Source organism: Pseudonocardia sp. D17, assembly GCF_036984265.1.
Taxonomy (GTDB): domain Bacteria; phylum Actinomycetota; class Actinomycetes; order Mycobacteriales; family Pseudonocardiaceae; genus Pseudonocardia; species Pseudonocardia benzenivorans.
Genome location: NZ_BPRG01000155.1, coordinates 23,741 through 37,726 on the forward strand (window position 1 = coordinate 23,741; position 13,986 = coordinate 37,726).

The 13,986-nt window shown below is 72.8% G+C and carries 11 protein-coding genes; 9 read left to right on the top strand and 2 right to left on the bottom strand.

What is annotated here, in order from left to right:
- Positions 1-20 precede the first annotated feature (20 nt).
- Positions 21-602 carry a dCTP deaminase gene (dcd, locus tag PSD17_RS23255; RefSeq protein ID WP_339124511.1) on the top strand — a complete coding sequence of 194 codons (582 nt, stop codon included), beginning with the start codon at positions 21-23 and terminating at the stop codon, positions 600-602.
- Between the two features lie 23 nt (positions 603-625).
- Here dcd and PSD17_RS23260 read toward each other — a convergent pair whose 3' ends face one another.
- A complete protein-coding gene (locus tag PSD17_RS23260) occupies positions 626-1,393 on the bottom strand; it encodes an ABC transporter permease (RefSeq protein ID WP_339124512.1) in 768 nt (255 codons plus the stop codon).
- Positions 1,390-2,376 (bottom strand): ABC transporter ATP-binding protein, encoded by a 987-nt coding sequence (locus PSD17_RS23265; RefSeq protein WP_049803806.1) that lies wholly within the window; start codon positions 2,374-2,376, stop codon positions 1,390-1,392. The genes PSD17_RS23260 and PSD17_RS23265 overlap by 4 nt, the downstream gene beginning before the upstream one ends.
- Before the next feature lie 121 nt (positions 2,377-2,497).
- Between PSD17_RS23265 and PSD17_RS23270 the strand changes: the two genes are divergently transcribed.
- The 8 genes from PSD17_RS23270 to PSD17_RS23305 form a co-directional block, all read left to right on the top strand.
- Positions 2,498-3,688 carry a sensor histidine kinase gene (locus PSD17_RS23270; RefSeq protein ID WP_049803562.1) on the top strand — a complete coding sequence of 397 codons (1,191 nt, stop codon included), beginning with the start codon at positions 2,498-2,500 and terminating at the stop codon, positions 3,686-3,688.
- A complete protein-coding gene (locus tag PSD17_RS23275; protein ID WP_013678537.1) occupies positions 3,685-4,290 on the top strand; it encodes a response regulator transcription factor in 606 nt (201 codons plus the stop codon). The genes PSD17_RS23270 and PSD17_RS23275 overlap by 4 nt, the downstream gene beginning before the upstream one ends.
- A 153-nt stretch (positions 4,291-4,443) precedes the next feature.
- Positions 4,444-5,562: a hypothetical protein gene (locus PSD17_RS23280; RefSeq protein ID WP_339124513.1), complete on the top strand. Its 1,119-nt coding sequence runs from the start codon at positions 4,444-4,446 to the stop codon at positions 5,560-5,562.
- Between the two features lie 272 nt (positions 5,563-5,834).
- The gene (locus tag PSD17_RS23285; protein WP_013678535.1) at positions 5,835-8,129 is read left to right on the top strand and encodes a (Fe-S)-binding protein; all 2,295 of its coding nucleotides are present in this window, start codon (positions 5,835-5,837) and stop codon (positions 8,127-8,129) included.
- A gap of 284 nt (positions 8,130-8,413) precedes the next feature.
- The gene (locus PSD17_RS23290) at positions 8,414-8,677 is read left to right on the top strand and encodes a hypothetical protein (protein ID WP_013678534.1); all 264 of its coding nucleotides are present in this window, start codon (positions 8,414-8,416) and stop codon (positions 8,675-8,677) included.
- A 4-nt stretch (positions 8,678-8,681) separates the two neighbouring features.
- Complete coding sequence (locus PSD17_RS23295; RefSeq protein WP_013678533.1) at positions 8,682-9,365, top strand: hypothetical protein; 684 nt, start codon at positions 8,682-8,684, stop codon at positions 9,363-9,365.
- The gene (locus PSD17_RS23300; RefSeq protein ID WP_103381900.1) at positions 9,352-12,390 is read left to right on the top strand and encodes an ATP-binding protein; all 3,039 of its coding nucleotides are present in this window, start codon (positions 9,352-9,354) and stop codon (positions 12,388-12,390) included. The genes PSD17_RS23295 and PSD17_RS23300 overlap by 14 nt, the downstream gene beginning before the upstream one ends.
- Positions 12,387-13,986: hypothetical protein (locus PSD17_RS23305; protein ID WP_339124514.1), on the top strand; the 1,600-nt coding region annotated here is incomplete at its 3' end. The genes PSD17_RS23300 and PSD17_RS23305, both read left to right, overlap by 4 nt.

Genomic DNA, 13,986 nt, shown 5'->3' on the forward strand with positions numbered 1-13,986 from the left:
ACCCCGGGAGGAACCCGCCGGTGCTGCTCTCCGACGGTGACCTGCGCAAGGAGATCGACTCCGGGCGGCTGGTCCTCGATCCCTGGGACCCGGGGATGCTGCAGCCGTCGAGCATCGACGTGCGCCTCGATCGCTTCTTCCGGGTCTTCCAGAACTCGAAGTACACCCACATCGACCCGCGTGAGCAGCAGGACGAGCTGACGACGCCGATCGAGACCGCGGGCGACGACCCGTTCGTGCTGCACCCCGGGGAGTTCGTGCTGGGGTCCACGTTCGAGGGTGTGACCCTGCCCGACGACCTCGCCGGCCGGCTCGAGGGCAAGTCCAGCCTGGGCCGGCTCGGCCTGCTGACGCACTCCACCGCGGGCTTCATCGACCCCGGCTTCACCGGCCACATCACGCTGGAGCTGTCCAACGTCGCGAACCTGCCGATCACTCTGTGGCCGGGCATGAAGATCGGGCAGCTGTGCCTGTTCCGGCTCTCCAGCCCCGCCGAGCGCCCGTACGGCAGCGACGGCGTCGGCTCGCGCTACCAGGGGCAACGCGGTCCGACGCCGTCGCGGGCGCATCTGAACTTCCACCGGGCCGACACCCGGCGCTGACCCGCCGGCAGGCCCGTGCGGGGTCAGCCGTTGCGCGGGTCCCAGCGGAAGCGGTGCGCGGCGAGCCGGATGAACACCGCCGCCCAGACCAGCAGCGACGCGGTCGCGGCGACGGTGCCCAGGGTGGGGCCGAGGCCGACCTCGCCGCCGAACATCAGCCGCACCAGCATCCCGACGCCCGCGCCCGGGACGAGCAGCAGCGCCTGCAGCCAGCCCGTCGCGGGGATGAGCACCATCGCGATCGCGGCGCCCAGCATCAGGAAGACCATCGGCAGCGTCGTGATCTGGGCGCGCTCGGGCGTCGGGGTCACGACGCTCGTCGCCAGCGCCGCGCCGACCATCAGCGCGATCCCGCCGAGCACCAGCGCGACGAGCGCCGGCCAGTTCGACGGCACCGGGCCCCCGATGACCACGTCGATGACCGCGAAGATCACGAGCTGGGCGAGTGCGATCGCCAGCGCCGGGGTCAGCGTCGCCAGCAGCAGGCCCCCGTCGGAGATCCCGCTCGTGCGCAGGCGCTGCAGGACCCGGGCGTGCCGGCGGGCGACCAGTGTCTGGGTCCCCGTCACGTACAGGCCCATCCCGAGCGTGACGGCGACCTGCAGCGCCACCACCATGGGCCACACCTCGGGCCCGCGACCGAGGGAGAACGCCCAGAACACCCCCAATGCGATCGGGAGCAGTACCGACGACACCGCCAGCGTCCGGTTGCGGACGACGAGTGTGAGCTCCGTGCCCGCCAACGCCGTGACCTTCTGTGCGGGACCCGTTCCCGCCAGCGCCGTGGTCATCGGGCCACCTCCGTCGTGTCGGTCCCGGTGCGCGCCGCCGTCGTCCCGGTCTCGGTGCGCACCGCGTGGTAGATGTCCGCGAGCGACGCGGGCGCCGCACGCAGGTCCGACAGTCGGACCCCCCGGCCGGCCGCCCAACCCAGGAACGCCGTCAGATCGGCCTGCAGCTCGGTCGTGCGCACGGAGAGCCGGCCCCCGCCGATCTCGGTGCTGCCCGCGAACCGTGGGAGGTCCGTCGGCGCGTCGGCCGGCAGCACCGCGGAGAAGCCCGCCGGGCGCGTCGCGAGAATCTCCGCGAGCGTCCCGGACACCGCGACGCGGCCCTCGTGCATGATCGCGACGCGGTCGGCCAGTGCCTCGGCCTCCTCCAGGTAGTGCGTGGTCAGCAGGACCGTGCGGCCCGCCTCCTGCAGCTCCTGGATCGCGTCCCACGTGCGGCGCCGCGACTCCGGGTCGAGGCCTGTCGTCGGCTCGTCGAGCACGACCAGCTCTGGCGACCCCCACACCGCCAGAGCCAGGTCGAGCCGACGCTTCTCCCCGCCGGACAGCTTCGACGCCGGCGTGTCGCGGCGCCGCGCCAGGTCGAACCGGTCGAGCAGCCGCTCGACGCGGTCCGGCCGATCGGACAACCGCTGCCAGAGCGACAGCGTCTCGCCGACGGTCAGCTCGTCGACGAACCCGCCCTCCTGCAGCTGGATGCCCATCCGGCGGGTCAGCGCGTGGCGCTGCGTCGCCGGGTCCATGCCGAGGACCGAGACGCTCCCGCCGCAGCGGGTGCCGAAGCCCTCGATCACCTCCAGGGTCGTCGTCTTGCCGGCACCGTTCGTGCCGAGCAGGGCGAACACCTCACCGGTCCGGACGTCGAGGTCGATCCCGCGGACGGCCTCGAAGTCGCCGTACGCGACCTGCAGCCCCCGGACCTCGACGGCCGATGCCCGCGCAGTGGCGGTGTGCTCCGCCTGCCGGGTGGTCGTCTGTGTCATGCCGTCGACGGTGCCGGGTGCGGCCCCGTCACCGGTAGTCACGACGGTCATCGGCCGCGGTGACACCACGTCCGCGATCTGATGACAGCTGTCACCTCGGGTTCTCGGTTACGGTTCGGGGGTGGACGCGCTGAGCGGCGCCGAGGAGCGGCGCGTGCGGGCCGCCCGGCGCTTCGGCGTCATCGGGATGGTCATCACCGTCGCGTGGCTGCTGTTCGTGCCCGCGTCGATGATCTGGTCGGGGCTGCCCGCCGCGCCGTACGCCGCGATCCTGCTGACGCTCTACGTCGTCGCGTTCGCGCTGCACGTCCACCGGATCCGCCAGCACGTCCGGTCGCTGGGCAGGCCCGCCGAGCCGTGGTTCGTCGCCGTGGCGCTCGCCGTCGCGCTGGCGCTGGCGCTGGTCGGGGTCGCATCGTCGTTCGTCGGGTTCACCTGGGCGCTGGTCAGCGGGGTGCTGTTGGGCGACGTCGTGTCCGGCGGCCGGCTGTGGCCCAGCGTGGGCATTGTCGCCGCGGCGACGGCCGCCGTGTTCGGCTTCGGCTGGCTGATCAGCGCGAACACCGTCTACCCGTTCCCGGCACCGACGTGGATCGCGCCCGGCCTGGCGGCGTTCTACGTCGGCATCATGTGGTGCGTCGACGTCGAACGGCTGTGGTGGCTCAAGGCCGTGACCGACCTCGACGAGTCGCGCCGGGTCGCCGCCGAGCTCGCGACCGCCCGCGAGCGGCTCCGGCTGTCCGACGACCTGCACGACATCCTCGGTCACGCCCTCGAGGTCGTGGCGTTCAAGAGCGAGTTGGCGACGCGGCTCATGGACGTCGACGCCGCCCGCTCCAAGGCCGAGCTAGAGGACGTGCAGCGCGTCGCGCGGCAGTCGTTGTCCGAGGTGCGCGCGCTGGTGCGGGAGACCCGTACGACCGATCTGGCGACGGAGCTCGCCGGGGCGCGGGCCGTCCTGGAGTCGGCGGGGGTGCATCTGGTCGTGCGCGGGGACCCGGCGACGGTGGCCGGGCCGGCCCGTGGTGTCCTCGGCCGGGTGCTGCGCGAGGCGATGACGAACGTCCTGCGCCACGCCCAGCCGCGCCGCTGCACGATCGAGATCCAGGTCGAGGGCGGTGCAACGCACCTGCGCGTCGTCAACGACGGGGTGTCCGCCGGGGCCGCGGCCGACGAGACCGGCACCGGGCTCGTCGCGCTCGGCCGCTACCTCGACGAGCACGCCGGCCGGCTGGACGCGGGCCCCGGCCCCGACGGCACCTTCCGGCTCGACGCGTCCCTGCCCGCCGCCGCGCTGTCGGCCACGACGTGATCACGCTCGTGCTCGCCGACGACGAGGCGCTCACCCGTGGCGCGGTCGGCGCCCTGCTCGGCCTGGAGGGCGACCTGCGGATCGTCGCCGAGGCGTCGACGGGCGACGAGGCCGTCGAGGTCATCCGCGTGCACGCGCCCGACGTCGCGGTGCTCGACGTCGAGATGCCGGGCCGCGACGGCGCCGAGGTCGCCCAGTGGGTGGCGGAGAACCAGCCGGGCACGCGCTGCATCGTCCTCACACGGCACGCCCGCCCGGGGGTGCTGCGCCGGGCGCTGGCCGCGGGGGCGGCGGGCTTCGTCACCAAGAGTGCGCCGGCGAGCGTGCTGGCCGACGTGGTGCGGCGCGTGCACGGCGGCGGCCGCTACGTCGACCCCGACCTGGCCATGACGGCCCTGACCAGCGAGGACTGTCCGCTCACCGATCGCGAGCTGGAGGTCCTGCGCAACGTCGACGACTCGGGCACGGCCAACGACATCGCCCGCCGCGTCCACCTCTCCCCGGGCACCGTGCGCAACTACCTGTCGTCCGCGATGCAGAAGCTGGGGGCGGGCAGCCGTTCCGAGGCCGCGCGGCTGGCCCGCGACCACGGCTGGCTCTAGCCCCCACCCCGAGCGCAACCTCACGGTCGGGCTGAGCGCGGATCGGAGCGGTGAGGTTGCGGCCGGGGTCGGGGCGGCCGTCGGAAGGAACGTGACGCTGCGCGTCGGCGAGGACACGGACGGCGGTGTTCGCGACAAGTAGGCTGGCCGCCGATGGAGGAGCCGCGCCCGCCCCAGCCCCCGGAGCAGCCCGAGGGCGCGCCGGTGCACCCGCAGCCCGCGGACCACGGCCTCGCCCACCCACCCGCGCTCCGTGGCGACCAGCAGCCCGCGGGACATCCGGGTCGGGTCGACACGTGGGCCACGCCGCCTCCCCACTGGCAGGACCAGCGGTGGCACTACCAGCAGTGGCAGCAGCAGTCGCACGGGCACGCCGTCCCCCCGCCTCCGCAGGACCCCTCACGACCCCAGGAGCCCCCGAAGCCCACCCCGTGGCAGCGCATCCGGGCCCGGGGATGGCGGCTGGCGATCGGCGTGGGCATCGCCGGCGCCTCGCTGCTGCTCATCCCCTTCTTCCTCTGGCCGACGCTCGACCCGGACCGGCCCGTCGCGCAGTGGTGGCCGCCGTTCGCGATCGGGCTCGGGACGCTGATCCTGCTGTCGGTGCTGCGGCTCGACCGGCTGCTGCGGGGGTGGACGTGGCACGTCGCGGGGGTCGTGTTCGTCGGCGCCCTCGTCGTCTGGACGAGCGCCAACCCGTGGGCGTGGGCGTTCGCGCTCAGCGTCGGGGTGCTGCTCGTCGGGCTGCTGCGGCTGCCGCGCCCGGAGCTCGCCGTGGTGGGCGCGGTCCTGTGCGCGGTCTCGCTCGTCGGGTTCAGCGTCCGGGCCGGCCAGATCACGCAGCAGCAGGCGCAGATCGAGGCGCACGCGGGCGACGAGGTGCGGGCCACCGTGGGCGGCGTGCCCAACGCGCAGGAGGTCGGCCCCCTGCTCGATCGGGCGATCTCGGGCCCGGTTCCCGACCCGGAGCCGGTGTGCCGCATCGTGTCCCCGGCCGCCGCGGCACAGCTCACGGCAGCGACGGGGACGGCCGACTGCACCGCCGCCGTGACCGCGATCCAGCAGCGGCGGGCGGCCTCCGGGGGTGGCCCCGCGCCCGTCACCGACGTCCCCCACGACGCCGTGCCGATGACGAGCCAGCAGAGCTACACCGTCGGGACCTGCACGAGTGCCTGGGCGGCCGCGGCCGGACCGCAGCTCGGGAGGGTCACCGTGACGTGGACCAACCCGACCGCGCGGCGCTACGCCATCACCGCCTTCGTCCCCTGCTGAGTCCCTGCTGAGTACCTGCTGAGTCCCTGCTGCCGGGTCCCTGCCGGGGTCCCGCTGTGTCCGTCCGCCGCGACCCTCGGGGCGCCGCCTCGCCGCGGGCGCCCGACTCGTCACGAGTTAGGTTGTTCACCTCGGCTTTGTTACTCTCCAGTAACTAGTTAAACAATTGAACCGGGTGCTTCCCAGCGCCCGGTGGCGTGGAGCGTTACTCTCCCGCCCCAACGGGGCCGCGTCCCACCACACGCGGAGTCCGGCTGTTCGAGGAGGAACACGTGTTGGTCCGACTGGTCATCGGCCTGGTGATCACGGTCGCCGCCGTCGCCGTCGCCGGCCGCCGCGCGCTGCAGGTCTACCGGCTGGTCGAGTCCGGCCAGCCCGACGACGCCCGCCGCGACGGCCTCGGTGCGCGGGTCCGTACGCAGTTCGTCGAGGTGTTCGGCCAGCGGAAGCTGCTCAAGTGGTCCGTGCCGGGGCTGGCGCACTTCTTCACCTTCTGGGCGTTCGTCATCCTGGCGACGGTCTACCTGGAGGCCTACGGCGCGCTGTTCGACCACGACTTCCACATCCCGTGGGTCGGGCGCTGGCCGGTACTGGGCTTCCTGCAGGACACCATCGCGGTGCTGTGCCTGCTCTCGCTGGTCGTCTTCGCCGTCATCCGGATCCGCAACGCGCCCGACCGCAAGGCGCGTGCCTCGCGGTTCTACGGCAGCCACACGGGTCCGGCCTGGCTGATCCTGTTCATGATCTTCAACGTCCTCTGGACGCTGTTCTTCTTCCGTGCCGCCTCGTCGGCGCTGGGGGTGTTCCCCTACAAGTCGGGCGCGTGGGCCTCGATCGGCCTCGGGCACCTGTTCGACGGCGTGTCGCAGGGGACCCTCGAGGTGATCGAGAGCGTCGGCCTGCTGCTGCACATCGGCGTCATGCTCGTGTTCCTCGTGATCGTCGCCTACAGCAAGCACCTGCACATCTTCACGGCGCCGATCAACGTCTCGGCCAAGCGCATGCCCAAGGCGCTGGGTCCGTTGCTGCCGATGATGTCGGACGGCAAGAAGATCGACTTCGAGGATCCCGACGAGGACGCGATCTTCGGCCGCGGCAAGATCGAGGACTTCACCTGGAAGGGCATGCTCGACTTCGCGACCTGCACCGAGTGCGGTCGCTGCCAGAGCCAGTGCCCGGCCTGGAACACGGGCAAGCCGTTGTCCCCCAAGCTCGTGATCATGGACCTGCGCGACCACCTGTTCGCGAAGGCGCCCTACATCATCGGCGGCAAGGACCTGCCCGAGGTCGAGTCGGTCGACTTCGACGTCCTCGAGGCCGCGACGAACGGCCACGGTCACGGCGTCCCGGAGTCGGGCTTCGGCCGCGTCCTCGGCTCGGGTCCGCAGCAGGCGGCGCGCCCGCTCGTCGGTACCGCGGAGCAGCACGGCGTCATCGACCCCGACGTGCTCTGGTCCTGCACCTCATGCGGCGCGTGCGTCGAGCAGTGTCCCGTCGACATCGAGCACGTCGACCACATCATCGACATGCGTCGCCACCAGGTCATGATCGAGTCGGAGTTCCCCTCCGAGCTCGGCGTGCTGTTCAAGAACCTGGAGAACAAGGGCAACCCCTGGGGCCAGAACGCCAAGGACCGCCTGGAGTGGACCAAGGGCCTCGACTTCGAGGTGCCCGTCTTCGACGGTGAGCTCTCCGCCGACACCGAGTACCTCTTCTGGGTCGGTTGCGCCGGGGCCTTCGACGACAACCAGAAGAAGACGATCCGCGCGACGGCCGAGCTGCTGCACCGCGCGGGCGTCGGCTACACGGTGCTCGGCCCGGAGGAGTCGTGCACCGGCGACCCGGCGCGGCGCTCCGGCAACGAGTTCCTCTTCCAGATGCTCGCGATGCAGAACGTCGAGGTGCTCAATGCGGTGTTCGAGGGGCGCGAGCCCGGCACCCGCAAGATCGTGACGACGTGCCCGCACTGCCTCAACACCCTCGGCCGCGAGTACCCGCAGCTCGACGGGCACTACGAGGTCGTGCACCACACCCAGCTGCTCAACAAGCTGGTGCGCGAGGGCAAGCTCGTCCCGGTCGCGGAGCCCGCGGCCGACAAGGGTGCGCCCGTCACCTACCACGACCCGTGCTACCTGGGCCGGCACAACGAGGTCTATGCCGAGCCGCGCGAGCTCGTCGCGGCCGCGGGCGCGACGCTCACCGAGATGCCGCGGCACGCCGACCGCTCGATGTGCTGCGGTGCGGGTGGTGCCCGGATGTGGATGGAGGAGCGGATCGGCCAGCGGGTCAACGTCACCCGCACCACCGAGGCCCTCGACACGCTGTCGGGCGTCGGCGGCGCCGACGGTGCCGCCGCCGGCGGGACGATCGCCGTCGGCTGTCCCTTCTGCAAGACGATGCTCTCCGACGGGCTGACCGAGAAGCAGTCGGGCGGCGGTTACGAGGGTGTGCAGATCCAGGACGTGTCCCAGATGCTGCTGGCCGCGGTGAAGCGTGGCGACGGGAGCGCCGACGGCGCCGGGACGACCGGTGAGAAGAGCCCCGTCGGGGAGGATGCCAACACGTGACTGAATCGTGCCCGGCTGCCTCCCTTCGGGCGGCCGGGCGCGGATGGCGGAACGTAACACCGTTGTGACGCTTTGTAGCGTCGCCCGTTCGGATGAAGGTGTCGCGAGACCGTCGCAGTCCGCATGTGAACCGCTCCGACAACTGGTCAACGTCGTCGCCTGACGCTTATTTTCGTCCGGTCGGCATGCTTGACTCGGTCGGCCCACGCCCCCGGGCCGTCAGGGAGAGCCCCCGGTACGGTGCACACGATGTCGCCGTCGGGACATCACGAGGAGGAATCGTCATGAGCGCCGCCGCGGGAGGGGTGACCCTCTGGGTTGCGCAGGTGACGACCAACGGCCTGCAGGGTTGGATCCAGAACAACATCGTTCCGCTGATCCTGCTCGGGATCGCGATCATCCTGCTCTGGATCGGTGGCCGGGGTGACAACGCGGGTGTCGCCAGGCGGAGCGTGGGTCTCATCATCGGCCTCGTCGCGCTGGGTATCGCCGTCTCGGGGACGGGCCCACAGGTCGGCAGCTTCCTCGCCTCGTTGATCACCGGGTGATCGAGTGCTCGTCCGCACTGACGACGAGGTGTACCGCGTCGATGCCGTCTGGCTGGGCCCCCCGCGCGCGACCTTCCCGTGGCGCGCGCGCTACGTGAGCTACGGGCTCGGCCTGTTCGTCATGATCGTCGTGATGTTCGTGCAGCGGCGCATCGGGATCAGCCTCGACTTCTTCTCGGTCGCCTGGGCCCTGCTGCTGACCATCGTCATCACCCGGTTCATCGGCAAGAGGATCAACTACGACCGTCCGCTCGGGCAGATCGTCTCGCTGTTCCGGCACGAGGTGACGGGTCCCCGCGAGCGCACCGCGGTCCGCGGGGGCGTCATCCGCACCGGCCGGGTCACCGTCCGGCAGTCCGCTCCGCTCGCCCGGACGGCCCGCCGAAAGGGCAGTTCCACCGGCCCGCGGGGCCACGACAGCTCCGGATCGCGCGTCGTCGACCCGGCCGCGGCGCGTGTGGCCGAGCCCGCCGGGCCACGCGCGGCCGCGCAGCCGCCGCGTCCCTGGACCGTGGGACCGGGCCGCGCGGCGCCCGTCCGCGTCGGAACGCCCGGGAAGCCCGACGAACCGAGCCGCCGTTCGGCGAGGGGCGGGCGCCGGATCGTCGGGCGGACGCCCCCGCCGCCGGCCCGTCCGGTGCGCACCGTCGCCGACCACGTCAACGGAACCCGCGGTGGCCCGGCGTAGGGGCGGGGACAGCACCCGCGACCGCGACTCCGTCGCCACCGCCGGCCCGAGGCGGCGGCGCGGACGCTCCCTCGCGGGCGAGCTGAAGGCCGACGGCTACACCCCCGACATCGCGCTCCGCTCGATCGACGGCCACCTCACCCGCACCGGCACGCAGGTCATGGCCTGGTACCGGCTCGCCGCGCAGGCGTGGAGCTTCCGCAGCGACGGCCAGCGCGAGATCCTGATCCGTCAGATCGCCGCGCAGCTGGGCGAGCTGCAGGGCCGGTGGTTGCACCTGCGCGTCACGACCCGCCCGTACCCCGTCCACGTCTGGGCGGAGTCGTTCGACAACAACGCGGTGGGGCGCATGCCCGACGTCGCAGGCGCGCTGGGGTGGGACGGCTTCCTCGAGGGCGAGCAGCGGCACCTCATGGGCCTGTCGATGTCGGACAAGGAGGTCTTCCTCGGCATCGAGGTCTCCGGGCGCGGCATGCTCGACCGCTGGGCCGACCTGGCCGCGCCCGTGCTCGACCGGTTCCTGCCCGCCGCCGCGCGCGCCGAGCTCGCGGCGCTGGAGTCCGAGGTCAACCACCTCGACGTCGTCGTGGCGGGCAGCGGCCTCGACGCGGTGCCCGCCTCCGCCGAGGACATCGCCTGGCTGATGCACCGGTCGGTCGCGCTGGGGCTGCCCGCGCCGCGGTCGCTGGCGTCGGTGCCCAGCGGCACGGGCCGGTGGGAGGTCGAGGACCTCGCCACGTTCACCGAGGGCGTCTCGGTCACCCAGGAGCCCTACGCGCCGACGGTCAAGGTCATCGGCCGGGTGCGCTCGCAAACGGTGCAGCGCAACGTCGCGGTGCTGTCGGTGGGGCTGATGGAGGGGTTGCGCATCCCCGAGGTCGACGACCCGTGGATGCAGCACTCCGACCGGCTGCCCTTCCCCGTCGAGTGGTCCGCGCGGATGTACATCCGCCGCCCCGAGGACGTCACGGGCGAGCTGCAGCGCCAGATGGGCAAGGTGCGCAGCCAGATCCGGCACTACACCCACGACCACGACCTCGAGCCTCCGATGTCGCTGGCCCGCCAGGCCGACCGTGTGCTGCAGGTCGAGGACGAGGTCACGAGCGGGCTCACCCAGCTCAACACCCGCCTCTACGGGTGGTGGCGCATCGCCGTCTCCGGGCGCGACGAGGCCGAGGCCGTCACCCGTGCCCAGCAGGTCCTCGACCTCTACCGCCCCAAGGTCCTCATCGAGCATCCCGAGGCGCAGTACCGCTACGCGCGGGAGTTCATCCCGGGTGAGCCGCTGGCGTCGACCGCGTACCGCCGGCGGGGCTCGGTGACGTGGGCGGCCGCGGCCGTCCCCGCCGCGACGGCGAGCGTCGGTGACCGGCGCGGCATCATGATCGGCGAGACCTGCACGGCGACGCGGCGGCCCGTCGCGTGGGACCCCTGGCTCGCCCAGGAGGTCCGACGGGCCTCCGGCCTCACCGCCATCGTCGGCGGCCTGGGCTCGGGCAAGTCGTTCCTCACCGGGCTCATCGTCTACAAGACGCTGCGGGCGGGCGCGCGCTGGACGCTGCTCGACCCCTCCGGCCCGCTCGCCGAGCTGACCCGCCTGCCGGAGCTCGCGCCGTTCTCGCGGCACATCAACCTGCTGCGCGCCGACCCGGGCATCCTCAACCCGTACCGGGTGGTCGCCGAGCCGCGGTTCGAGCACTTCGCCGACGACGAGGACCCCGAGCGGGCGTGGCGGCGCGAGCGGTCGTTGGCCGCGGCGACCCGGCGCAGGCTCGTCCTCGACGTCCTCACCGGCCTGCTGCCCTACGACGTGGCGCGGATGCCGCACACCAGGATCGTGCTGCTGCGGGCGGTCCGGGAGGTCGGCGGCGCGACCGACCGGCACCCCGGCCAGGTCATCGACGCGCTGCGCCGGCACGCGCGCGAGGGCGAGGAGCACGCGGGCGTCGTCGCCGACTTCCTCGAGGAACGCCGCGAGCTGCCGCAGGCCGCGCTGCTGTTCCCCGACACCTCCCGCGAGGATCCCTGGGCCGCCCACCAGGACTTCCGGCTCACCGTCCTGACGATGCAGGGCATGACGCTGCCCCGGCCCGGCAGCCCGCGCGAGGAGTGGACCGACTCCGAGTCGCTGGCCGTCGAGCTGCTGAACCTGGCGTCGTGGCTGACCCAGCGGACGATCTACGAGTCCGACCGCAACCTGCGCAAGGGCGTTGCTCTCGACGAGACGCACTTCCTCTCGCAGGTGCCCACGGGCAAGGTGCTGATCGACCGGCTCGCCCGCGACTCCCGCAAGTTCAACGTCCGCGCCCTCTTCGCCTCCCAGCTGGCGGGCGACCTGCTGCGCGTGTCGGGGTTCGCGTCGCTGGTCAACGCCGTGTTCGTCGGGCGCACCGACGACGAGGAGGCCCAGGGCGACGCGCTGCGGCTGCTGCGCGTGCCCACCGGGGTCGGCTACGAGGAGATGCTGGGGACGCTGTCGCCGCGGCCCCGCCACGACGACCGCCCCGACGACACCCCGCGCCAGTTCGTCTTCGCCGACGGCCACGGCGGCGTCGAGAAGATCCGCATCGACCTGGAGGCGCCGCACCTCGAGCACGTCCGCGAGGCGCTCGACACGAACCCGGACGCGACCCGGGTCGCGGCGCCCGGCATCCCACCGGAGGTCCGCGCGCCCGACGAGCCGACGGACCGCTCCGTGCCGCAACGGCTCCGCCCGGGCCGGCTCGACCTCGACGGCGACGTCGACCTCGAGGAGCTCGGCACCCTGCGCAACGGGCAGCGCGTCGTGCTCGGGCCCGCCGCGCCCGACGACGTCGTGCTCGAACGCGGGACCGTCGTCCCGTCCGAGGCCGAGCTGCTCGCCGACGAGGACCTCGCGCTGCTCGACGACGAGGACCACCTCGACGACGGCCTTCTCGACGACGACCACGCCGCCGGCGGGCGGGCGGACGACGGCGGGCGGGCGGACGACGGCGTCGTCGACGGTGCCTCCACCGGGGTGGGTGCCGGCGAGGCCGGGCGGTGACCGGGGCGGACCCCACCGCGGGCGCAGGTCCGTGGGTCGTCCTGTGTGTCGTGCTGGTCGCGGTGCTCGCGGCCCGCAGACGACGGCTGCGCGAGCGGCGCGCCGCGCTCGTCGACGTCGGCGACCCGTCCCGGTTCCTCGCCGAGCGCTCCGACACCGTCCGGCCCATCCCGAGGCGTGCCGCCGCGTTGCTGGTCGTCGTCGCACTGATGGGCGGGTCGGCGCTCGTCGGCACCCCCGCGATGGCCCAGCCGCTGGACTGCAAGGAGGCCCCCGAGCCCGACCGGCCCGGCACGGGCCTCGTCGGCTCGCTCGACGCGCTGCGTCCGGACGCCGGTGAGCCCGGCAGCGTCTACCGCGAGGTCGGCTACGCGGGCATGGTCTGGCACAACTACGACCTGGGCTGCGCGGGCTCGGCCGTCCTCAACCCCGCGACGACCACCGACACCTGGCTGGGCAACCAGACGTTCAACATCGCGAAGCTCACCGTCGCGGGGGTGAACTGGGCGCACTACCTGATCGCCTCGGGCGGCGCGCTGCTCAGCCCGCTCGACTCGATCATCTCGACGGCGACGAAGGCCATGTACGACGCCGTCTTCACGACGTTCATCGGCGTCGCGCTGCTGATCCTCGCGGTCATCCTCATCGTGCTGGCGATGCGGGGCGACCTGGCCAGACAGACGCAACGTGCCGCCTTCGCAGCACTCGCGCTGCTGATCGGGTCGGCCGCGTACCTGACGCCGGTCGACTGGTCCAAGGCCGCCGACAACCTGCTCCTCGACGGCGTCACGCAGATGCAGGAGGGGTTCCTCTCCCAGGTCGGTCTCGGCACCCGCGACACCCTGCCGACGGTCCTCGTCGACCAGGTCATCTACCGCAACTGGGAGCGCGGCGAGTTCGGCTCCCCCGACGTGCCGCAGGCCCAGCAGTTCGGCCGCGACCTGCTGCGCGCCCAGACCTTCACGATCGACGAGGTCCTCGACGGCCAGGACAACGCCCAGCTCGCGCAGCAGAAGAAGACCGACTTCACGAACATCGCCGGTCAGCTCGGCGACCGCTACCCCTACTTCCAGGGCAAGGCCGGCAGCCGGATCGGTGCCGGGCTGCTCGCCGTCGTACAGGCCATCTGCATCGCGCTGTTCCAGCTGCTGTCCAAGGTCCTCGTGCTCGTCGCGATGCTGCTGCTGCGGCTCATGGTGATGTGCGCGCCCGCCATCGCCGTCGTGGCCGTCCTCAAACCCGAGGTGCTGCCCGCGCTGCTGCGGGTCGCGGGCGCGGCGATCGTCAACACGCTCGTCGTCGGCGCGCTCGCGGGGCTGCACGCGCTGCTCGTCGTGTCGCTGTTCCGGCCCGACTCCGGCATCGACCTCTGGCTCGCGCTGCTGGTCACCGGGGTCGTCACCGTCGTGATGTGGGCCGTCGCGCGGCCGTTCCGCCGGCTGGTGTCGATGGTGTCGCTGACCCGCGACCAGTTCGGCGGCATCGTGCCGGGAGTGGGCGGCGGCCCGATGTCGGGTGTGTGGCGGCGCTTCCGCGGCGCCCCCGCCGACGACCGGCAGTCGCGCTGGTGGACCGAGCGGCAGGCGGGGGGGGGCG

Bases quoted from the DNA above. Each gene is read 5' to 3' on its own strand.
- PSD17_RS23260 (WP_339124512.1), bottom strand. From the start codon at position 1,393: ATGACCACGGCGCTGGCGGGAACGGGTCCCGCACAGAAGGTCACGGCG.
- PSD17_RS23265 (WP_049803806.1), bottom strand. From the start codon at position 2,376: ATGACACAGACGACCACCCGGCAGGCGGAGCACACCGCCACTGCGCGG.
- PSD17_RS23280 (WP_339124513.1), top strand. From the start codon at position 4,444: ATGGAGGAGCCGCGCCCGCCCCAGCCCCCGGAGCAGCCCGAGGGCGCG.
- PSD17_RS23290 (WP_013678534.1), top strand. From the start codon at position 8,414: ATGAGCGCCGCCGCGGGAGGGGTGACCCTCTGGGTTGCGCAGGTGACG.